Origin of the sequence: Candidatus Protochlamydia naegleriophila (assembly GCF_001499655.1) — a bacterium.
Classification (GTDB): Bacteria; Chlamydiota; Chlamydiia; order Chlamydiales; family Parachlamydiaceae; genus Protochlamydia; species Protochlamydia naegleriophila.
In genome coordinates, this window is sequence record NZ_LN879502.1 from 2,284,962 (window position 1) to 2,306,471 (window position 21,510).

The 21,510-nt window shown below is 43.2% G+C and carries 20 protein-coding genes; 1 reads left to right on the forward strand and 19 read right to left on the reverse strand.

The genetic code is table 11. The features are described from left to right. Genes rpsC through rplC form a run of 7 tightly spaced genes read right to left on the reverse strand, consistent with a single transcriptional unit; the run spans position 1 to position 3,853 of the window. Positions 1-645: a 30S ribosomal protein S3 gene (gene rpsC / locus PNK_RS09690; protein ID WP_032123919.1), complete on the reverse strand. Its 645-nt coding sequence runs from the start codon at positions 643-645 to the stop codon at positions 1-3. Between the two features lie 11 nt (positions 646-656). Then, complete coding sequence (gene rplV / locus PNK_RS09695; RefSeq protein ID WP_032123918.1) at positions 657-992, reverse strand: 50S ribosomal protein L22; 336 nt, start codon at positions 990-992, stop codon at positions 657-659. A gap of 11 nt (positions 993-1,003) precedes the next feature. Continuing rightward, on the reverse strand, positions 1,004-1,267 hold the full coding sequence (rpsS, locus tag PNK_RS09700) for a 30S ribosomal protein S19 (protein WP_032123917.1): 264 nt from the start codon (positions 1,265-1,267) through the stop codon (positions 1,004-1,006). Between the two features lie 2 nt (positions 1,268-1,269). Beyond that, the gene (rplB, locus tag PNK_RS09705; protein WP_032123916.1) at positions 1,270-2,115 is read right to left on the reverse strand and encodes a 50S ribosomal protein L2; all 846 of its coding nucleotides are present in this window, start codon (positions 2,113-2,115) and stop codon (positions 1,270-1,272) included. 18 nt (positions 2,116-2,133) lie between these two features. Further along, on the reverse strand, positions 2,134-2,469 hold the full coding sequence (gene rplW, locus PNK_RS09710; RefSeq protein ID WP_032123915.1) for a 50S ribosomal protein L23: 336 nt from the start codon (positions 2,467-2,469) through the stop codon (positions 2,134-2,136). A 14-nt stretch (positions 2,470-2,483) separates the two neighbouring features. After that, complete coding sequence (gene rplD / locus PNK_RS09715; protein ID WP_032123914.1) at positions 2,484-3,167, reverse strand: 50S ribosomal protein L4; 684 nt, start codon at positions 3,165-3,167, stop codon at positions 2,484-2,486. Positions 3,168-3,193: 26 nt separating this feature from the next. Next, the gene (gene rplC / locus PNK_RS09720) at positions 3,194-3,853 is read right to left on the reverse strand and encodes a 50S ribosomal protein L3 (protein WP_032123913.1); all 660 of its coding nucleotides are present in this window, start codon (positions 3,851-3,853) and stop codon (positions 3,194-3,196) included. Positions 3,854-4,548: 695 nt separating this feature from the next. Between rplC and PNK_RS09725 the strand changes: the two genes are divergently transcribed. Further along, entirely contained in the window at positions 4,549-6,696 is a 2,148-nt protein-coding gene (locus PNK_RS09725) for a RasGEF domain-containing protein (RefSeq protein WP_059061757.1), read from the forward strand. A 156-nt stretch (positions 6,697-6,852) separates the two neighbouring features. On the opposite strand, the gene PNK_RS09730 is transcribed toward PNK_RS09725, so the two are convergent. The 12 genes from PNK_RS09730 to PNK_RS09785 form a co-directional block, all read right to left on the reverse strand. After that, the gene (locus PNK_RS09730) at positions 6,853-7,428 is read right to left on the reverse strand and encodes a hypothetical protein (RefSeq protein WP_032123911.1); all 576 of its coding nucleotides are present in this window, start codon (positions 7,426-7,428) and stop codon (positions 6,853-6,855) included. 168 nt (positions 7,429-7,596) lie between these two features. Beyond that, a complete protein-coding gene (locus PNK_RS09735) occupies positions 7,597-8,616 on the reverse strand; it encodes a hypothetical protein (protein WP_059061759.1) in 1,020 nt (339 codons plus the stop codon). Positions 8,617-8,725: 109 nt separating this feature from the next. Beyond that, positions 8,726-9,613: a hypothetical protein gene (locus PNK_RS09740; RefSeq protein ID WP_059061761.1), complete on the reverse strand. Its 888-nt coding sequence runs from the start codon at positions 9,611-9,613 to the stop codon at positions 8,726-8,728. Positions 9,614-9,651: 38 nt separating this feature from the next. Beyond that, on the reverse strand, positions 9,652-10,689 hold the full coding sequence (locus PNK_RS09745) for a hypothetical protein (protein ID WP_059061763.1): 1,038 nt from the start codon (positions 10,687-10,689) through the stop codon (positions 9,652-9,654). Between the two features lie 390 nt (positions 10,690-11,079). Further along, a complete protein-coding gene (locus PNK_RS09750) occupies positions 11,080-11,766 on the reverse strand; it encodes a hypothetical protein (protein ID WP_059061765.1) in 687 nt (228 codons plus the stop codon). A gap of 8 nt (positions 11,767-11,774) precedes the next feature. Beyond that, complete coding sequence (locus tag PNK_RS09755) at positions 11,775-12,743, reverse strand: hypothetical protein (RefSeq protein WP_059061766.1); 969 nt, start codon at positions 12,741-12,743, stop codon at positions 11,775-11,777. Between the two features lie 321 nt (positions 12,744-13,064). Further along, the gene (fmt, locus tag PNK_RS09760; protein ID WP_059062422.1) at positions 13,065-14,021 is read right to left on the reverse strand and encodes a methionyl-tRNA formyltransferase; all 957 of its coding nucleotides are present in this window, start codon (positions 14,019-14,021) and stop codon (positions 13,065-13,067) included. Between the two features lie 119 nt (positions 14,022-14,140). Next, on the reverse strand, positions 14,141-14,998 hold the full coding sequence (lpxA, locus tag PNK_RS09765) for an acyl-ACP--UDP-N-acetylglucosamine O-acyltransferase (RefSeq protein ID WP_059061768.1): 858 nt from the start codon (positions 14,996-14,998) through the stop codon (positions 14,141-14,143). Between the two features lie 46 nt (positions 14,999-15,044). Further along, a complete protein-coding gene (gene fabZ / locus PNK_RS09770; RefSeq protein WP_059061770.1) occupies positions 15,045-15,509 on the reverse strand; it encodes a 3-hydroxyacyl-ACP dehydratase FabZ in 465 nt (154 codons plus the stop codon). Next, complete coding sequence (gene lpxC / locus PNK_RS09775; protein ID WP_032123903.1) at positions 15,509-16,390, reverse strand: UDP-3-O-acyl-N-acetylglucosamine deacetylase; 882 nt, start codon at positions 16,388-16,390, stop codon at positions 15,509-15,511. The genes fabZ and lpxC overlap by 1 nt, the downstream gene beginning before the upstream one ends. Before the next feature lie 187 nt (positions 16,391-16,577). Next, positions 16,578-18,290: an apolipoprotein N-acyltransferase gene (gene lnt / locus PNK_RS09780; protein ID WP_158021779.1), complete on the reverse strand. Its 1,713-nt coding sequence runs from the start codon at positions 18,288-18,290 to the stop codon at positions 16,578-16,580. Positions 18,291-18,353: 63 nt separating this feature from the next. Beyond that, on the reverse strand, positions 18,354-20,783 hold the full coding sequence (locus tag PNK_RS09785) for a D-alanine--D-alanine ligase family protein (RefSeq protein ID WP_059061771.1): 2,430 nt from the start codon (positions 20,781-20,783) through the stop codon (positions 18,354-18,356). Between the last annotated feature and the right edge of the window lie 727 nt (positions 20,784-21,510).

Sequence of the window (21,510 nt, forward strand, 5' to 3'; positions counted from 1 at the left end):
TTAGGCCTCCTTCTTCGCTAAGTTGTCTTCACCGCGATAGATCCAAACTTTCACACCGATGCTACCATAAGTAGTCTCAGCACGACCTGTCGCATAATCAATATCAGCGCGTAGCGTATGAAGAGGAGTGCTTCCTTCTTTATACCACTCTGTACGAGCAATCTCTGCACCACCAATACGGCCAGACAACTGAACTTTAATTCCAAATGCGCCTGCATCTAAAGAAGATTGCATCGCCTTTTTCATTGCGCGACGGAAAGGAATACGTCTTTCTAACTGCTTAGCGATACTATCTGCTACGATTTTAGCATCCACATCAGGACGCTTAACTTCTTCAACAGCTACCCAGACTTCTTTTCCGGTAAGTTTACTGAGTTCACCTTTCAGTACATCGATCTCAGCACCTTTCTTCCCGATCACAAGACCTGGACGCGCTGTCACGATTGTGACCTCTACTTTTCCGCTCATACGCTTAATTCTAATCGCTGAAACACCTACTAACGCGGGTTTTTTCAACAAGTAAGCACGAATCATCTGATCTTCAATGAGCAGATCTCCAAACTCTTTCTTGTTAGCAAACCACTTGGAACGCCAATCACGTGTTCGAACGAGGCGGAAACTTATTGGGTTGACTTTTTGTCCCATTCCATGACTCCTTAAAGATTGCTTACGATCACAGTAAAGTGGCTTGTTCTTTTCATAATTGGATGGCGTCCACCACGGTTCTTAGGCTTTGCCCTCTTCAATGTTGGACCCTCATCTACACGAACTTCTACGACTTTGAGATTTTCACGTCTCATATCTAATTGTGTTTCCGCATTAGCCACAGCACTATCCAATGTCTTCTTTAACAGACGCCCAGCTCTTAGATTGCTAAACGTCAGTTGAACGGAAGCTTCAGAAACGGATAGTCCGCGAATTAATCCTGCTGCCAAACGAGCTTTGCGAGGACTAATGCGTATATATTTGCTTATTGCTTTAGCATAATTCATCTTAGCAACCTTTACTTCTTAATTGGATGTCCTTTAAATGTACGCGTGGGAGAAAATTCACCCAAACGATGGCCAACCATGTTATCTGTGACGAATACAGTGAGATGTTTGCGGCCATTATGCACTTCAAACGTGTGTCCGACCATATCTGGAGTAATCATCGAACGTCTTGACCACGTTTTGATCGGCTTCTTTGTTCCTTCATTATTTTGAACGTCCACCTTTTTTTGCAGATGATGATCAACAAAAGGACCTTTTTTCAACGATCTTGCCATAACTACTTCTTCCTTCGACGTTTCACGATAAGCTTGTTAGACTTCTTATTGGATCTTGTAACAAGTCCTTTTGTATAGAGACCCCAAGGAGTCTGCGGTGTGTTACCTTTATGCTTACCTTCACCACCACCGTGCGGGTGGTCGACAGGGTTCATAGCAGTACCACGAACTGTTGGACGCACGCCTTTCCAGCGCATACGACCAGCTTTTCCTTCAACGCGCAAATTGCGCTCAGGATTAGAGACGGCTCCAAAAGTGGCTCGACAGTTTTCATTGATCATGCGCACTTCGCCAGATGGCATACGAATAGTGGCATAACCGCCGCTACGCGCCATTAACTGAGCAGATAAGCCAGCAGAACGAACGAGCTTGCCGCCGCGTCCTGGGTAGAGTTCGATGTTACTAATAACAGAACCCAATGGCATAAACTTCAGCTTCATGCAGCAGCCAACATGGAAAGGTGGCTCGTCGCTTGTTTGAACAGTATCGCCGGCTTTTAGGCCTTGTGGAGCTAAAATATAACGTTTCTCTCCATCAGCGTAGTTTAACAAAGCAATGTAAGCTGTACGGTTTGGATCGTATTCAATCGATGCAACTTTAGCAGGAATATTCTCTTTATCACGTTTGAAATCGATGATACGATAGTGTTGCTTGTGTCCACCACCTTTGTGGCGGCAGGTAATGTGACCATTGTTATTGCGCCCATTCGTGCGTCTTTTTGGTAGTAAGAGCGATTTCGTGGGTTTAACAGTGGCACGTGAATTTTCACATGGACGTGTCAATTGCTCATTAGTTGGCAATACTAGCTGACGAGTTCCAGGTGTTACGGGTCGATATTTTTTAAACATCTACTCTCAAAGCTCCTATTATACGTTGTCTAAGCTATCGCCAGCACGAAGCGTAACAATCGCTTTTTTAAAAGCATTCTTGAAACCAGCTCTTCCGCGAACGCGTCTTGCTTTAGCTTTGACGTTGATCGTGTTTACCGCCATCACTTTTACATTTTCATTTTTGTAAATTTCTTCTACCGCTTGCGCAATTTCTTCTTTATTGGCTGAACGGTCAACAATGAAAACATATTTTGGAGATTCACAACGCTTGACTGACGGATTGCTTTCAGCCGTCTTTAACTGCTGAAGAACGATCGACTTTTCAGTCACATATTGATGTTTCACTACTTGGTACGGGCTCTTTTTTGTCATGGACCTTTACTCCCTCAATTCAACCACTGATTTAATTCATTCAGCGCTGACTCTGTTAACACGATCTCACGAGCGATCATGACATCATAGCCATTGATATTAGAAGCCAACATAAAATTTGCACGTGGCAAATTACGCATGCTCTTAATAAAATGATTGTGTTTATCCGTACTTACGCTAACACGCTGAACTTTCCCTTCCGTTTCTATCTCTGTAAAAGCGCTTTCGCCTAAAAATAAGACGCGCCCTCTCATATCAAAACCTTTAAGGAATTGAGCCAGAGTTTTAGTTTGAGGAGCATCCATCGCTGTATCTTCGATCAGCTTTATTTTATTTTCTTTCAACTTCTCAGCTAAAAGAAAACGAATAGCAGCCTTACGCTCTTTTCGGTTGATGCGAACATGTTGATCAAACTTAGGCTTTGGACCAAACACGCGACCACCCCCTCTATATTGAGGAGCAACAGTTGACCCGTGACGGGCGCGGCCTTGACCTTTTTGAGGTTGAGCCTTCTTTGTTGTGTGCTTAACTTCAGCACGAGTCTTTGTGTTGGCTGACCATTGTCTAGCATTTGCTCTCAGCGCAACAATATAATCTTTAATCATCTGCCCGTTGGCTTCGACATTGATCCAAGCGTCGTCAATAGCGACCTGACCAACTTCTTTACCAGCAAGATTGTACTTTTTAAGTGTAGCCACAATTTAACTCCAGAAGATCTTATTTCTTATGACTTTTTCTTTTTGGCTTTAGTAAAATATACCAAACCATTGCGTGGACCAGGAACTTGGCCTTTTACCACGATCACGTGATTTTCAGCGTCAACTTTCACAACGCGTAGATTCTGAACGGTTACCCTTTCATTACCCATTTGACCAGCTTTCTTTCCACCTGGCAATCCACGACCTGGAGTCGAACGCATCCCTGTAGATCCAGCATGTCTATGTGTAGGACCAGTACCGTGAGAAGCAGGCATACCAGCAAAGTTGTGACGCTTCATAACCCCTTGGTAACCTTTACCCTTTGAGATAGCAGTCGCATCAACGAATTCAACACCATTAAAAACATCAACACCAATCTCTTGGCCTAATGTATACTCATTCGTTGAGTCCATGCGGGACTCCACTAAGAAACGTCGAGACTCCACCCCAGCCTTTTTAAAATGACCTAACCGAGGCTTTCCTGTTCTCGCTTCAATTGTCTGCTGTGTCTTACCAGCCACTTTTTCAAATCCAAGCTGTAGAGCTGTATACCCATCTGTCTCTTTGGTTTTGATCTGAGTGACAACGTTTGGCTCAGCTTGGATCACAGTGCACACGACTGCATTGCCTTTTTCATCAAAAAGCTGAATCATGCCACGCTTTTTACCCATCATTGTAAGCGCCATATAATCAATCCTTAATCAAATTAATGATCCGCTATTCTTCAACAAACTTAAGCTTGCTGTTAATCTAAAATACATAAAATTGCGGCTCCGACGCATGTGGAAAGTTACGCACGAAATACGTTCTCACCAGGGCTAACGAAGCAATTTTGAATGGTCAGCCATCTTTTGGAAAGCTAAAACAGCGAGATTAACAAATCACTGTATTTTATTACAAGCTAAATTCTGTTATTTCATTAAAACTTTGTCACAATGTGACACTTCGCAAAGCTCAATCGAAAAAATCCAAATGACTCAGACTGTGGAAGATTTAACGTGAACCGGACATTCTGCGAAGGAAGCGCATGACTATGAACTATCTGCAAGAGCATCTTTTTTTGGGATCAGCCAAAACATCTGAAGATGAGTAATTTAAATTATTCAACAAAGCTTTTCAAGCCACCAACTTTTTAGTTTGAAGCTTGAATCCTTTAATTATTAACACATCAGGTTTAAAAGAACAAGCGATTCTTCTACTTACCCCTCTTTTCCACACATCCCCCGCTTCATCCACTCCTATAAAGAAAGATTTAACTACGCAATCATACTCATTCAACTAATTATCAATAGTTTGACAAATTAAATAATTTTAATTAAAATTTAGAATTTATTAATAAAAAATTTACAAAGTTAATGAAATCTATAATTTAAAGGCTAATATGCAACCTATTCTTTCCCCTTTATCAGATCAAGCGTCCCCTTCATCCTCTTCCACTTCGCCCCTCGCCAACAATCCCAATTTCAACGGACGCCACGTGCATTTCAATCGAGACACGCAAGAGGGCGCACAGCTTTCTACTCCCCTCATCAAACCCAATGATCAAGTGGTGGCTAAAGGTAGCTATTTTCCTCGCAAACGAGCTTTGCTACACACTCAGGATTCAAAGCTATTACCACATTTTAGAAAAAAAGGAGAGTCGGCAAGCATCGAAGCAAGCGATACACCCCTTAAGGAAAAAAAAGAAAAGAAGCTCAAATCAGGCCTCGAAAAAGAGCTAAAAAAAACCTCTAGCCATTGCATAGCAGGATTGATTTCCCTTTCACAGACCGAGTTTGAACAATTCCAGGAGTCTTACCACTTAGCCTGCGCCATGTCAGATGAAGATGAGATCTCCTCTTCCGAAGAAGAAAAGCCTGTTTCCAAGCCCCAGCTTCTCATGAGCATAAAAATCAGCGAAGACATCTTCACTGATTTTTATTCAAAATTGGCAACCATGTCTCAAACGGCCAATCTAGAGCAAGTCGTTACCCACGTTCTTGAGACCCCCCAGAATTATCAAACCGTCATTAATCATTTAAAATCGATGAAGCAGCAGCGCCACCTAAAAGATTTGCGCGCCCATCTTTTTCAATTCATTGCCAGTGAATTTAGAAAAGAGCCGGCACCCGAAAACAAGCAAGCCTTAATTGCCATGACCATCATTGCTCTGGAGCACCTTGAGAGTAATCAGATTTTCGTTTGCCGCTCGCTTTTGAAGCAATTAGAAATTCATTCATTCGAACTATACGTTTTGTTCCACAAGAAACTCGAAAACTTTACAGAACTAGAACTATTGAATGTCATTTCGGCTAACCCCGATAAGCAGAAAGTCGCTTTAGCGACGCATGAATGGTTGACAAACCCGTGCCGGCTTATTGGAGCGTGGTGCCAGCTTTACCAGTCAACCGAAGGCCATCTTGCCATTGAGAAGAAATCGAATTTACTTCGCTTCCTATCATCTTTTTTAAGTCTTCCTCATGGAGCGCTGCCAATCAGAGATTATATGAGCATTCGAAAAGTGGTTAATAATGACTTGCTTGCCAACCTGAATGCCTACCAAGGTTTAAGCCAGGAAGTGATGGATAAAATCATTCCTTTCATTCGCACCTTGTCACAAAAAGAGCCGCAGCAATTGACGAACGCACAAGACCTGCCTTCGCCCTCGCTTAGCAACCAATCCCCTTCTACGCGCATGTATGCCTTGCAAAGCCAGTTTAGCTCGCGAATCAAGCAGGCTTCTTTTGATACGTGCGTCAAAGAATTTGCCCTGGACTTGCAAGCTTATTATGCAAACTTAATTGCCCCGATTCCCCACGCAGAATTTGTCAGTCATAATTGGACACAGCCAGACCACTCTCCCCATTTTCAAGCCTTCTTGGAGCGCACAAATGCCTTTACAGCTCTTGTCACCGCCCACATTTTAAAACCCAAGACCGAGGTAGAACGTGCCCTTCAATGCCAGTTTTACCTTCACAGCGCATACCAATCCATTCAATTAGGTAACTTTGCAGGTGCCTATGCCATTTTGGGAGCCTTTAATAAGCCATCTATCCAATACCTGCATTTAACATGGGAGTCTGTTCCCCAAGAGAGCAAAAAAATCAAGAAGAAGCTTGAAGAATGGATCAATCCTTTCTCCAATTTCGTCGTTTATAGAAGTAAACTGGAGCAAGCAGCTCTTAAAAACACTTCCAATTGCTTTATTCCCATCCTCGAAGTGTATATCAAAGATCTTTTCATGATCGATGAAGGCAATCCGAACTTTTTGGCAGATGGACATCTGAACTTCGAAAAACTGGAACTATTTGACACCGTTTACCAATCCCTCCATCACCACCAGGAGCAGCTTGCCGGCCAGCAAAGCTTAAAAAATCATGCCTGCCAATTCAAATTAGAAGATGCGATTCTCGCCACAATAAACAGAATGGAAGAAATCAAGCTAGCAACTACTGAACCAATAGCCAGACAATCCACTCTGGATGCCTACGACGACTATCTCTACTCCCGTTTTAAACAACGCGAACCCAAGCGTGAACAGCCACAGTAACCTTTGATTGCCTGCCTCGATCTATTGGATGATCAGGCAGGCTGAAACACTCGCCAAGTCTCGATAGTTTAGACTCCGCTTCTAAAGCACTTGCCGACTGATTTTCGAGCCTAAAACAGCCAAGGCACGATCTTCAAAATTCCTGCATCTGGATATTCAATCTGGAATGGACTCTCGTAGGGATTCTTTTCTCTTTTTTTTGCTTCCCGGAGTCCCTTTTGGTTTTGACTGATTCTTCAGAGGAATGTGAATGATCTCTTGATCCTTCAAGCGACGCATCTTATTTAATTTTTCGCGATCGGCATTCGGAAAAAGCTCGACCAAGCCCTTTAATTCTCTTACTTGAGTCCCCTTCATCACTCGTAAAGGGCCTTGAGGAAAGACAGCTCCCTCTAAATAAACCGTGATATATTCTTTCAGTGGAACAATAACCAATTGCCCATCCCGAATAAACTGATTGGGCTTGTAGCGGCTGAGATTTGCATCAGGAAGCGGCCTGCAAAGCGCCCACAATTCTTTAAACTTGCACCCCTTTTTCATTTCATACACACCTGATTGCTCCACAGCCCCCTGAACAGTGACTTGAACGAGTTCTGTTGTCAATTCATGTTGTGCTTGTATCGGTGGAAGCCTGTCTCTGCGCCAAATCAAGGTAACAAAAGAGAGCAGCAGTAAAGCAATGATTAAAAGAGAGATGATTAACCATTCGTGAGCGGGCAACTTGGGAGCCATGGCATCCTTTCCACAACGCAGGATCAAAAATATTTATTGATAAAAGTGCAGTGTAAAAGATGCTCAATAATTTTGCATGCGTAGATCTCAAATCTGCTGAAAATTCAAGCTTAATCCAACTATGTGAGAGTCGTAATGACTCGCTAAAACGAGTCATTACAAGATTGATTACCTCATTTCGAAGTAGCCAATGTTTGGGCGGTAAACAATGGCGGCAATTCCGATCGACTTAGCTACGAAAGTCAAGAAGATGACAATGGGGGGGCTTGCCCTGCAAAGAACTGAAAAGTTAAAGAGAAATTCGGCCGCCGACAAGACGCGTTCCCATTGGGCTCGCTTGGCCGTTGCCTCTCCCACTTCTTTTTCGTTTAATACACGGCATGCTTCTAAGAATCTTAAGAAAAATCCGGCACACAACCCAACCCTCACCAACGTATCCAGGCACTGATTGGGCACCCATGCGAAGGCACGGAAGCGACCAAGACTTTCAGCCCAGCTACCGAGATCGATCAAATCCCATTCATGCAAAAATAGCGGCACACAACCAACATCGACACCTATGAAGGCCAGGTTAGCCAGCGTTTCCAACCACGAGTCTTTCTTTTGAACAACTTCGAGCTGAGACAAGTCGATTAAACCTGTGTCCCATCCCTCCTGCCTTTGATCCGGATGTGCCGCTAATTCATCAACCAGCCATTCCTGCAGAACTCTTTTAAATTTATCGTTGTCAACAGAGGCCAAGTCATTCACGCTCATATGGGAAAGCAAGTCGGCCAGGCACTGTTTGGCAAAGGCGTGAACGGCAGGATCCTGCAGCTGTCCGCTTTCATTTTGTATTCCCTGCCCCCAATTTTCGCATAAAATATCCTCTAAGCAGATCAGCGTGTGAAATTCATCAATCTTATCTGGATCTACCACATGGAAAAAATGGTAAGGGATTTTGAGGAATCCATAAAAATCGAGCGAGTTGGCAACGTCCAAAGCAGCGACCAATTTTGGCAAATAGGTGCGGCCATAGTAATAATTGATCCCTTCGAGGATCGATAAGGCGACCAAACAAATTCTTTGGAATCCCTCTGGATCTTGCCGAACTTCGTTGAGTTCAATGATCGTCGTGCAAGCTCCTTGTTTAACAGCTTCGCAATAGGGTGCTAGATAGGCATACGCTTCACGGCAATAGCCCTGCATGCAAACTCCTTTTATTCTTCGAAAATTGATGTCGATTTGAAAGCCCATTCGTGAGCCATGAATTGACCAGATGAAAAGAACTTCTCATCCGGTCAACAAGAATGATGGTCTAAGTCGGAACAGCTGGATTGCAGAATCTAGCTTCTCTCGCCTTAGAACGATCCATCCAGAACTTGATCAAACCAGCGTTTTGGGTAACAACATCGCAAACGGCAAACGTCAGCGTGTTGCCATAGCGGCGACCAAAAGTGATTAATCCCATTTTACCAAATGTGCCAACCATTTTGAGGAAGAATCCTAAATTGACTACAAAATCCCAACGCTTTGCTATCCTCTCCCCACGTCGTCTCCCTCCATCTGCATCCGTTCCATCAATTTTATAGAGATCCAAACCAATTTTAGTCAGCTCTAAACAGCAGGCTGTGAAAACGAAGAAATCTTTTGGATTATAAGAAAGGCTTCCTACGAGAGGAATATCTTCCAAACGTCTATTGAACACCTGATAGTTACCAATGCGTGTCCCCAACTCCGAGGCCCTCTTCAAGTCCCATAATCCCATTTTCATTCCAAATTTGAGCGGATCCAAACAATTTCCAATACCATAGAAAATTTTAATGAAATTAGGGAGAGTAAAAAATTTCTTCACGCCACCCATGATGGTAGCTTGTTTGAAAGTCTCTTCACCAATAGCCATGAAATCGCATATAGAACCAATAAACTTCGTTGCGTAATAGATGTTTTTTTGCCCTTCTAATGTTTCAATGACCCCTTTAAAGAGAGCTGTCATTTCGAAGATCTTACCTACTAACTTTAAATTGGCAAGGCCAAATTTCGTCCACTTTTCGAATCCATCGCTTCTTAGGTCATAAATGTCGTAAGCACCACGGCTAATTCCTTCACCTGCCCACAACACCCCTTTTTTAATTCCTGTTCCAGTATCAACAACTGTACTACCCACCCAACGAGCCGCACCCGTAATATTGCTAATTAATCCCATATTGAATCCTTCTGTCGTTATAATTATTTGAATGTCTATTAAGCGGCAGCCGCTGCTGGAAAATACTTGACTTCAGGCTTGTACAGGATGCTCACGATGCCTAACCCTTTAGCCGCTATAGCAGCCAAGAAAATAAAGCCAGGAGATACTCTGAGCGCGCCAATTTTATTCAAATAACCGGCTCCATTATAGATCAATTCAAATGTAGAGGTAGCAACATCCCAAAGCTCTCTCTTTTTGGCCTCAGGTGTTAAGCGCTGTGTTAACAAATTACGGCTAGCTTGGTACAATTTAAGAGTGTATCCGAAGCACACAGCTCCTCTTACCCACGCTTCCAATGATTGAGCGACAGACCAGTTAAATGCTCGGCTCTGGTTCAACGACCAGCCAAATACTTTGCATTGTCCGACGCTATTGGCAAGCTTTTCGGTATCGAGCAAGTTCCAGCCTTGAAAATAGAGTCCGACGCAACCGATATCGACAAAAATCCAGTTCATACTCGTGATTCTTTCGATCAATGATTTGGATACAACAGCCACTTCAAGATCTGTCAAGCTGACAGCCGCCACGTTATGAGCCGCAAACTCTGCGGAGCGAATGCGCGTTTGCAAGACTGCTTTAAACTCTTCTACTGAACGGTAAGCGTCTTGATTGCTCGCCATCGCCTTGAGCTGCGCTTCCAATTGCGACTGAGCAAATGTGCGGATGGCTTCTGCAGATGCATCAGGAAGTTGTGGAGTCAATTTTGCGACCAAATCATCCAAAACAGCAGGAGCATTGATCAAATCTGCGGTAATAGGGAAAAAGTATTGGCGCGGCTCTTTAAAAATCAAATAGAAGTCATGCATATTTGCAGTCGAAAGAACGAACGAAAATTTAGACAGGGAGTTCGAATCTTTATACCAATTAGTAAATTGAATAGTAGCAAAGGCTACTTGGCAAGTCTTTTGAAAAACATCAGTATTATTGCGAGCTTCTCTCACTGTTTTAAGGCCATCCTTAATTTCTCTTTTACATCCATCAAGGAAATTAGCACCTTTATCAACACAATAATTTACAAATTCCGATACACGCATCTTTTACTCCCGGCAGTTTTTGTAGGAAAATAATTCTGTCAGATCGAACTAATAAAATTCAAGTAATAAATTTGTAAAAATTTCCCTTTATTTCAGCTCATTGAAAACTAATAAAAGCCACAAAAGAAACGAGATAGTTAATTGAAAGGAGCTCTAATAATAAGTCTTAATAAAGAGAAAAGCAGTAATTCTAACGCACACTCGATCGCTCTTGGGAGGTTTTTTATTTTTTGATTCCTTACCGCGCTCACGATGGACTTTAGGAACTGTGTGAAAAAGTAAAAAATGAAATGAATCGGAAAAGCGGCTTAGTAAATAACGTTATCCAAGAGGAATAATGTTCTTTATTCGCGACTCAAGAATTCAGGCAAAAAAGGAAAGCCCAAAAATTTATTGAGAAGTGTTTCTGGGTAAGATGAGAAAGCGAGCATAGCTTGCAAGACTGACACCCAAATCCAAGCAACCTAAAAAGACGGGAACCTGATAGCCGCCAAGGGCAATGATTAAAATCTTGCCAGCTTGATTGGCAAAAAGTAGGCATTTATCGAAAGAGATCGCTTTGCTGCGCTCGTCTGCGTTTCTAGCTTGATAATATCCAGCAATGAGTCCTGCGATGCAAAACGTGGAACCAATGCATATCCACGTGCTTCTAGGATTGCGCGAAACTGCCTTCCAAGCAGCTTGCAAGACTGACTGACCCGCTGAAGACCCTGTCTCAGAGGCAACTTTCGCACCTGCCTTAACCGACAAAATGCCGGCACTATAGAGAAAATGCATCGTCATAGATACATGAGTGATTAATTGAAAGCAATGGCCAATAGTTATTTTTTTAGCCTCGCTCATCTTTGCTAAAGTTGTAATGGTTAAGGTACTATTACAGAGATTGCGAAAAGCCGATAAGTCACTTAAAACAGGAGTGAGCATATCCCTGTAATCTGGAAAAATCACTCCTGTAAGCTTTAGAATCGAAATATTGACGCGCGTAATTTTCTGCAAACCATTGGTATGGGAAACGGTCTTATCAGCCCATTCGATCATTTTGCCAGAAACTGTTTGAAAGGCGCGTGTCAACTGCATAAGCCCTCTTAACCAAAGTAAATAATTTTGAACAAACCTGTCCCCTTAGAAACAATTCCCAAGGTGATGGCAACTGGAGGACTGACTGCAAAGAATAAGGGAACCGCTAAAGCCATTAGGTCTAATCCCGTCGTTCCTAAATCCCACAGCGCCTTTGTCATTGCAGCTTGCGCCTTCTCGCACTGCTCTCTACTCTCCGCATCATCTAACGTCTGTTTAGCCTTGACTGACTTTATGATTGCATCAACTAAGCTGACCGACGTCCCAATCGTTGCAATCACGCCAAGGACTTGATCGACTCCAAAGTGCATGACCGTCGTGAAGACCTTAGACTGGCTGCCGATCGAAGCTGCTTGCTGCCCCATCTCTGCCATCTTAGCTCCATCGAGTAGGCCCCATTTTTGGAGTGTTCGGATATTGCCTACGACCCCAACGAGTGTAAAGCAGGAGGTAGACAGCAATTGCAGGATTGGCCTCGACTTCTGCGTTATCTCCACTCGACCAACAATATATCCCGCCTCTTCGTCACTCATTCCATGACCGACTAAGCTTTGCTTCAGCGCATCAAAAACATCGGCCTGGCAGTAATACGCTTGCGGCCCCTTGAATACTTCGTTCACGAGCCGATTGGCAAGCTCAGGCTGGGCAAGTTTTACATCTTGTGGTAAAGATTGAATTAAGGTTTTTTGAAAATGTGCTTGATCAATCGAATCCTTAGTAAAGGGGTTCAACCAAAACATGCCATTCTTTGCCGTGTTGAACAGATTGATTAAATCCGTCGTTCCCTTCATGCTTCTCACGAGTTCAGGGCAATAGGAAGTACCCGAATAATAATTGCATCCAGCTATGATTTTATCTGCAAAATCTAAAACTTTCTTCGCTGAACCCGGTGTCGATACAATCCTGCTCGCAGTTTGAAAACTTGCATCTAAACTGTAATTAATAGTTGACCTTACTGTATTCAAAATACCAACCATACTATTCCCCTAATATTTTTAATTAACAGTAATTGTTATTTAATTAGAATAATATTATAAATCATAAATATTAATAAAACAATAATTTTTAATATTAGTTTAATTAAATAAAACAAACTAATTTATTAAATTGCAAATGGGGTATTAGGTAATCACTGTGGCTGGAAAGGATCAGGAGCTTTCGGAAAACTCCGGCCTCAAATTCTGCGTTATAGAATCTGTAAAGAAAATTAATTAAGGACGAGTCAATCGAATAAATTGATGAGGACCTGTTATGTCCTCTGGCTATGGAAGTATTTGCAGAAATTGTTAGCCACAACTCTAGGTTGCAGCTAAGAATGAGAAGAGAGTGCGGGAAATGCCTCGGGTAAGCTCCTCGGAAGTCATAAGCTTTTTACCTTCCAATTGAACGTCAACAAGCTCGAGTGCTTGATCATTGGTAGCGATCAGCAGGTTCCCTTTATTCTGGCTCAGATTGAGGATTGTGCCAGGAGCTGCAGGAGCATGTTCAACGACGCGCGTGCGGGCTATTTTCAACCGCTTTTTCTCTCCTTTTACCTCGACATAGCACCAAGCTCCGGGATGAGGATTAACTCCACGAACCAGGTCGTGCAAGTGCTGCGCCGATTCATTCCAATTCAGCTCGCAATCTTCCAGCTCAATTTTAGGAGCGAGGGTCATTAAAGCATGATCTTGGGGCTCTCTTGAAGGCTCTCCTTGCTCAAACTGCTGAATGACTTCGAGCAATGCCTCCTTGCCAGCTTCGCAAAGCGCTGTCTCAAGCTCTCCATAGGTCATATCTGGTCCGATGGCCACGGCTACCTTTTTAATCATGTCGCCTGCATCCATTTTCTTGACCATGTGCATGATGGTCACGCCAGTCTCTTTTTCCCCTTCCATGATACTGCGCTGGATCGGAGCGGCTCCTCTATGCTTTGGAAGCAAACTTGCATGCACATTGATGCATGCCAAGCGCGGCATATCGAGCAAATGCTGCTTAATGATTTCGCCGTAGGCCACGACGACAAATAAATCAGCCTCATAGGCTTTGAGGACATCGGCAAATTCAGCGGCAGAGACAAGCTCTGGCTGATAGATGGGCAATGGAGGCTGATGAGCCTCGGCCACTAATTTTACAGGTGTAGGAACTGGAGATCCAGAACGTCCCTTAGGGCGATCAGGTTTAGAAATGACAGCGACCACCTGAACTTGATTTTGCAAAAGAAAATCCAAGACTTGGGCTGCAAAAGGCGGTGTTACCAAAAAAACAACTTTCATGCGGCACTCTTCATTATTTGCTTGGAATTTGGGCTTATCTTCAGCAAAGAGACAAACCCAAATCCTGACCTTTAAGAGGATATTTACAAAACGTGTAAACACCCTCTTTGAAGGTCGATTTATTTTTGCTTAGCGACAGGCTCAGGAGATTCTTCCTCTTCCAATTGCGAAGAATCGTCATCCCCACCTTGCAAGCCCATTAAGCCTCGCTTCGTTTGACGGCAGAAACTCACAAAATGTCGAACTTCAGGCAAAGACTTGAGATCCCTCTCGATTTGATTTAAGGCTTCTTCGAAGCGCAAACCCGAGCGATAAAGTAATTTAAACGCTTTACTCAATTCCTGACGCGCCTCCAGGCTGAAGCCATGCCGTTTCAATCCAATCAGATTAAGGCCGCCGAATTTATAAGGAATTCCTGCACCAATCGTATAAGGGGGAATATCATGCGTCACACGGCTCATTCCCCCAACCATGGCATTGCATCCAATACGTACAAACTGGTGAATCGGTGTTAACCCACCAATCACAGCATTATCTTCGACAGTGACATGACCGGCAAGCGTCGCATTATTGCTCATGATGACCCGATTGCCTACGACACAGTTGTGAGCGATGTGGCAATAAGCCATGATCAAGCAATTGTCGCCCACTTCGACTACCGACCCCTCTTGGCATGAAGAGTTGATTGTCACAAATTCGCGGATATCGCAATTCTTACCAATTTTGACGTAGGTTTTTTCACCGCGAAACTTAAGATCTTGCGTTTTCGTACCAATGCTTGCAGAAGGATAAATTGTCGTTCCCGCACCAATCGTTGTATATCCATCTATATAAGCATGCGATTTAATAACGACATTATCTTCTAAGACTACATGGGGGGAATTAATGACAACGTACGGCTCAATGACAACATTCTCTCCAATCGTAACGCCCGGAGCAATGATAGCCGTTGGATGAATTTGATAAGACTTTTTCATGACGAATTTTACTTGACTTAAGGATGATTAATTCTAGTTATAGCTTTTAGATCTGGCTTTTATCGACAAACACAAATCCTATTTCAGCTTCTGCCACAACTTTATCATTAACGAGCGCTTCTGCCTTAATGCGCCCACCTTTACTGCTAAAGTGCAGCCCTTGTCCACGCAGGTGAAGCACATCGCCCGGCTTGACAGGCTGGCGAAACTTTGCATTGTTGACGTTTAGGAGAATCGCAATTTTATCTCCTGGTCCTCTCAAATGGACGAGGATGCCGCCCGCTTGAGCCAAAGCCTCTAAAATGAGCACACCCGGCATAATAGGAGCTCCAGGGAAATGGCCTTGAAAGAATGATTCGTTAATCGTGACATTCTTTTGAGCTAAGATATAGCCCTTCTCAATATCCATTTCCAGTACTCGGTCAACCAGTAAAAAAGGATAGCGATGAGGTAAAATATTGATGATTTGATTAATGTCCAATGTCTGAGGGTTGTCTGAAAGATTAACCATCAATGACTCTCCATCGTAATGTGGTTTAATAATTTTTTGGCAAAAGCAAAATTAGAAGGATGCCCGGATCGAATGGCAATAATATGCGCGTGAAAATCAAAACCGATTAGGGAAAGGTCTCCTATTAAATCTAAAATCTTGTGGCGAGCCATTTCATCGGGAAAGAAGAGCCCTCCTTTACTGAGAATAACGTCATCTTTAATCACGACGGCATTATCTAAACTTCCCCCCTTAATCAATCCGCGATCCATCAAAGCAGCAATCTCCTTATAAAGAGAGAAGGTTCGGCAAGGGGCAATTTCTGTTTTAAAATTCTCATCTGTGACTAAGAGAGAATGAAATTGTCCCCGCAAAAATGAAGAACCTGGATAGCTTAGGGTATAGCTAATGCGATAGCCATCGTAGGGCAGAGCGACGAGATGAATATCCCCCTCTGACCAATATACAGGCTGCTGTATTTTGACAATGGGAAGGGTATGCTCCTGCTCCCTCACGCCAACCTTTTCGATCATTTCAACAAAAACATCCGAGCTCCCATTCCCCACAGGAGGCTCGATGCTTGTAATTTCAATGCATAAATTATCGATTTGATAGGCTCTGACAGCCGAAAGAACGTGTTCAACCGTATGAATGCGAACATCTTTAATCCCAATCGTCGTACTGCGAGAGGTGTCTTGCACATATTCAACAGTGGCCGGGATAATAGGTTGCCCTGGCAAGTCGATGCGCTTAAAAACAATCCCAGTCCCTTCTTTGGCAGGACAAAAGCGCAAACCTACTTCTTTACCAGTATGGATGCCAATACCAGAAAAAGCGGCAACCTCTTTTAACGTACGTTGTTTGCGAACGATTGTTTCTAAAGCGGGATTAACCGTAACCACATCAGCCTTCAGTTAAAAATGAGAATATAAGGCCTGCATTGCTATTTAAACCTGATCGCCCTAAACAACTGAGCCTAGCTAAACTCATGGAATATAAATAGTTTAAACTTTCCAATGCAACCGAAATAATAGTAGATTGATCGAGCATGTTAATGAAGCAAGTAGTTTAAATCAAGTCTATTAAATTTTATCTATTTCTCTTTCTGATGATTACGGCAGCCAAAATAAATACGCTGCAGAGGCTCAAGATAAAGCGATCACCCCATTGTACATACAGGGTTTGATAGTGATACGCTGGAATATCAAGATACAGTGAATCAGCCAGTTCTTGTGTTTGCATGTGGTCGGGTCCTAAGACACCAACGATTTGTCCCAAGCTGTCAATACCTCCCGTAATCCCGGTATTGCACGCTCTTGCTAAGGGAATACCGCTTTCAACTGTACGCAACCGCGCATGGTCAAAATGCTGCTTTGGCAAACGGGAATGAGGATACCACCCATCATTGGTCAAATTGACTAACAGCTCCGCCCCCTTTCGTCGATTATCCCTCATCAAATCACCATACGTTTCCTCATAGCAGATGGTGGCGCCATAAGGAACTGGCCCTTCAAAAATCTTAGCCTCTTTGCCACAGGTGAAAGAGCCAGCGATGCCATACCGAGCAGCCAATTGGCGGCAAAACTCGAAAGGAATGTACTCTCCCATAGGAACCAGTACACGCTTTTCATACCGCTCTGCCGGCAAGTTGTTGGGAGAAAAGTGAAAGGCCGCACTATAAGACTCATGACGGCTCTGCTCCTCATCGACATAGACGCTATCTTCTAAGCCAACTACTACATAGGCTTGGAATAAATTGGCTAGCGATTGTACGATGAAGGCATTAGAGACAAGCCATTTTTTTCCATTATCGGTCTGCAAAAGGGCCGCATAAGGCTCCTCAAGCGGAGCCAAAGCCTCTAAGGCCTGCGGACCAAACAGCTGCCTCCACACCCCTTTGATACTGTCGACGGGGAAAACAGGATGAAACGTTCCATAGGGAACAACGTATTCTGGCAGAACCATGAGATCGACTTTTCGTCCGAGCTGCTTTTGCGTTGTCGCCAAAATATTGATCCATTCGTGTAGTACGAAGTCACGCGCTTCTTCAGCGCTTTGAAACCCCATATTTTCTTCAATCGGCGATGCCGGCTGAACAAGAACGACGGCAACCGACCTTGGATCCTGCCCCATTTGCCCTGCATGGTAGTGAAAATGGATGGCCCCCGCTAAATAAGGAAAAAAGGCCAAGCCAAGCGCTGTTGCAACCTGGGCAAAACGGCAATGAAAAAGCCACGCACGCAAAATGCACAAATTCGTCAGAATGACCCAAAAAGAGAGCAGATAAATACCGCCCACCGATGCGAGCTGTAAGGGATACACAGCCCCCGATAATGCCAATCCCACAGGATTGAAAGACAGGCCCGACAAAATGAATAAACGAGACCACTCAAGCACTGTCCAGCCACCAGCCAAGGCAAGCAAGTAAGAGAGGCGTCTGAAAGTGGAAGGATGGATAGCCAAAGCCAAGAGCCCAAACTGAGTCCCCATCAACCAGGCACAGAAAAATAAGACACCGTAAATATAGGCGTATGGATGAGAAGCAAACCAGCCGAGCTGAACCATTTGCACAGCCGCGTACCATCCCATTGCGACATAAAAGCGCTCTTTTCTAGATGGAATGGCCAGCAATACGCGCCAAAAAAGGGCGAATCCACAAATAGCCGCAAGGAGTCCAAGCCAGACACTCCAAACGGGCTGTCCAAAGGCGACGATCAAAAAAGAGACGGCCAGCAAGGCATATTTTTGAAAAGTGGTCAATAAACACTCTTTCGCAACTAACTGATTTTCTCGGAATATCACTATTTTACCCTAACTCCCTTAGACTTTCTGTATCACATGAAAAGCCGTCCACTTAAATGACTTCTAATCCACACATGATAGCAATTCTTCTTCAACTTTATCAGAGAGATTCCACCCTTCTTTTTTTTCAATTCTGGAAAGAATCAAGGTTTCTAATAGCTTAACGGGAGCTAAAGGAGGCTCTTCGGCTAACCCCTGATGGTACAAAACAGTCGACGGCGTTAAACCGGGCAACGTATTAGCTTCGATGACGATCATTTTTTCGGTCTGAATATTAAAAAACACATCGATGCGCGCGTAGTTTGCAATCCCAAGTCTCTGTGCCGCCTTTTCGATCAAGTGCTTAATTTTTTTGGATGCCTGCGCCGAAATAATTGACTCTGGTGGAGGTGTCAAGTTAACCCCTGTTCCCCCTTGAAACTTTTCTTCCAAACTGAGTACCGCCCCTTCTGCCACGGCAATGCTTGGATTAAGCGCCCGGTAAACTCCATTCAATTCCAACACTCCCACCGTGAGTTCGATCCATCCTTGTTTAGGAGTATGCCTCAGCACTTGATTTTCAATCGTAATGCGGTCTGTTTCAATGTACGGTTCAATCAAATACTCACCAGATTGGCATGATGGCATCTCGATCACCTCTTTTTGATTCTCAAAAGAATAGGCTGGGATCGAAGTGATTTTCGATTTAGCGAAACGAAAGTAACGCTCTAAATCCAATCGAGACTGAATCAATACAATTCCTGCTGAACAGCCATCTTGGCGAGGTTTTATAATAAATCTCTCACTTTTCAGATCCTGACAAATAGATTTCCATAATGCCTCAAAATCAAGTGTTGGATTGCTCATCAACTCATCAACTTGCAAGATTTGCTTAGGAATAGATAAAAGAGAAGGATCTGATAGAAGATTGATAACCTCGCCTGTCAAATACTTATCCATGCAAAGTCTTGAGGCTTTAGAATCAGATCCATTGTGCTTCAATCCATAGGCCTCTAAACAACTTTGTAGGGTACCATCTTCCCCTTCTCCTCCATGCATTGCAATAAAAACAAACGCTTTTTCCTGGCAAGAAAATTGCAGAAATTTCTGTAAGGACATTTTTTCCGGCTGCTGAGAAAATTCGGATTGGATGCCTAAGGCTTGCAAAATCTCCTCAAGATAACTAGGAAGGTCCCGGCGCCCTTGCGTAACAGCATTACAATGCTGATGAATTTCTTCTACCGTATGGTCGAGGGTATAGGCATAAGGAAGCTTCCAAATAAATCCATCCACATCGTAGAAGAAAGGAGTTGGCATGAAACGGCTTGAGCGCAAAAGCTTAAGCCATACATTCGTTCCGCTCATCAACGACACTTGCCTCTCGGCATTGCTTCCCCCGAATAAGACGTGCACTGCAGAGCGATTAGTAGAGGAGGACTCTTTTAAAAGCGGCGGTTTGCGATGGTGGCGTCGACAAGCCTGTTCCACGACGTAATACAAAATTTGTTGATGCGTAAGCCCTAGTAAAGAAGACTGTCTAAACAAAAAGCTATTTTGCTCCAAGCCGCTTACGGGATTGATATCGGTAAAATAGAGCGTTCCATCAGACATGAGCCAACCATCTAGGCGGGCAAATTCGCGCATATTGAAGAGTTTAAAAATAGCTTCGACTCGTTGCCTGATCGCTTGTGTAATAGAATCTCCAAAGCGAGCTGGTGTATGGTAGGTTGCTTGATTGGTTGGAAGGTATTTCTTGCGATAGTCAAAAATTTGATTGTTTTGATAGCTCATTTCGATTTCAGTCGGAACAAGCGCCACGGGAGAACCCTCTCGATTGGCAAAGACCATTACAGTAAACTCACGTCCTTCGCAAAATGGCTCGACGAGAACTTTTTGAGCAAACCCATTCTCAAAGAGAGCCTGGCTCTTTTGAAGGACCTCTTCAGGTGTGCTAACAGAGGAAACACCAATCGAAGATCCCCCAATAGAAGGCTTGACTATGGCTCTTGTCAGGCCATGCATCTCAAAAAATTCGCGAATGCTATCGAGAGCATGAGACATATTTGAAGTAAGAAGCAGTGATGGAAGGGTTGGGAATCCGGCTTGCTTTAAAACCTTACCAGCACTGTATTTGCAAAACATCTGGCGGCAGCTTGCACTACTAGCTCCAACAAAAGGCACACCCATGTCTTCTAAAATAGCTTGCAACTCTCCATCTTCTCCAAACGTGCCATGGATGACTGGAAAAGTAAGGTCTACCGACCGAAGCAGATCTGCCAATTCCGGCCTATCTAACCGTTTGGCTGTCTGATTCAATTTAAAGTCGAAATCGGCAGGTGTATTCGAATAGAGCTGAGCAGACGACAAGGCATAAAAATTTTTGTTGTAGTCGACATAGACAGGAATGATTTCAATGGCTTCGCAAGATAAATGATCCAACACAGAACGGGCTGAATTGAGAGAAATTCCCCGCTCTTGCGAGGGACCTCCACAAATGAGTGCAATCTTAAACATGAGAGAAGCCTAACCAACGAATGTATTTTAATATGAGTGTATTAAGATAACTGTTCGCAAAAACAGCAACTAAAATTTACATTTAAGCTTAAAATCAAAGTTTTAAAATTCGATTTCATAGCATTTTAAAGAGAATTTAAGCTTAGAGTGTCTGCTCTTTTCATTCAAACCCCTTTTGCATCTTTACCACAGACCCCAACGCGTAATAGGGGCTGGATTGGAAAAAATAAGCCTTTATCTTAATTTTTTTGCGGCCTGCTCCTGCCTTTTCACTGCTCAATCAATCTATTTTTTGATCAAAAAAACCCAAAAGATTATTTAAAATAGAACTATTTTATTTTTAATCATTGGAAATAAACACACATGTAACCATACTCATTCAGTTCAACTTTAATAAAGGATCATTTAAATGTTTAATAAAATTAGATCGTACTTTGCGCGATCAGAGTAGGGAATTTAAACCGAGAGAGCGCATGGAGTTTCCAGATTTACCTCGCGAACTCATCATGATTATCTTTTCATCTAATACGTAGCCGGACTAATAAATGCCTTTTTAATTAATAAAAAATTAAACAAAGAATTGAAGAAATGGGAAAAAGTCAAACTATTTGAAAACTGTATTGCGGCAAAAGGAATGGTCACATGATGGGGCCTGTGAGCAAGAACGTTCGAATTCGACCCGCTTCTAAAAATGAATAAGCGCGTAAGCTGTTATGTCAATTCCCAA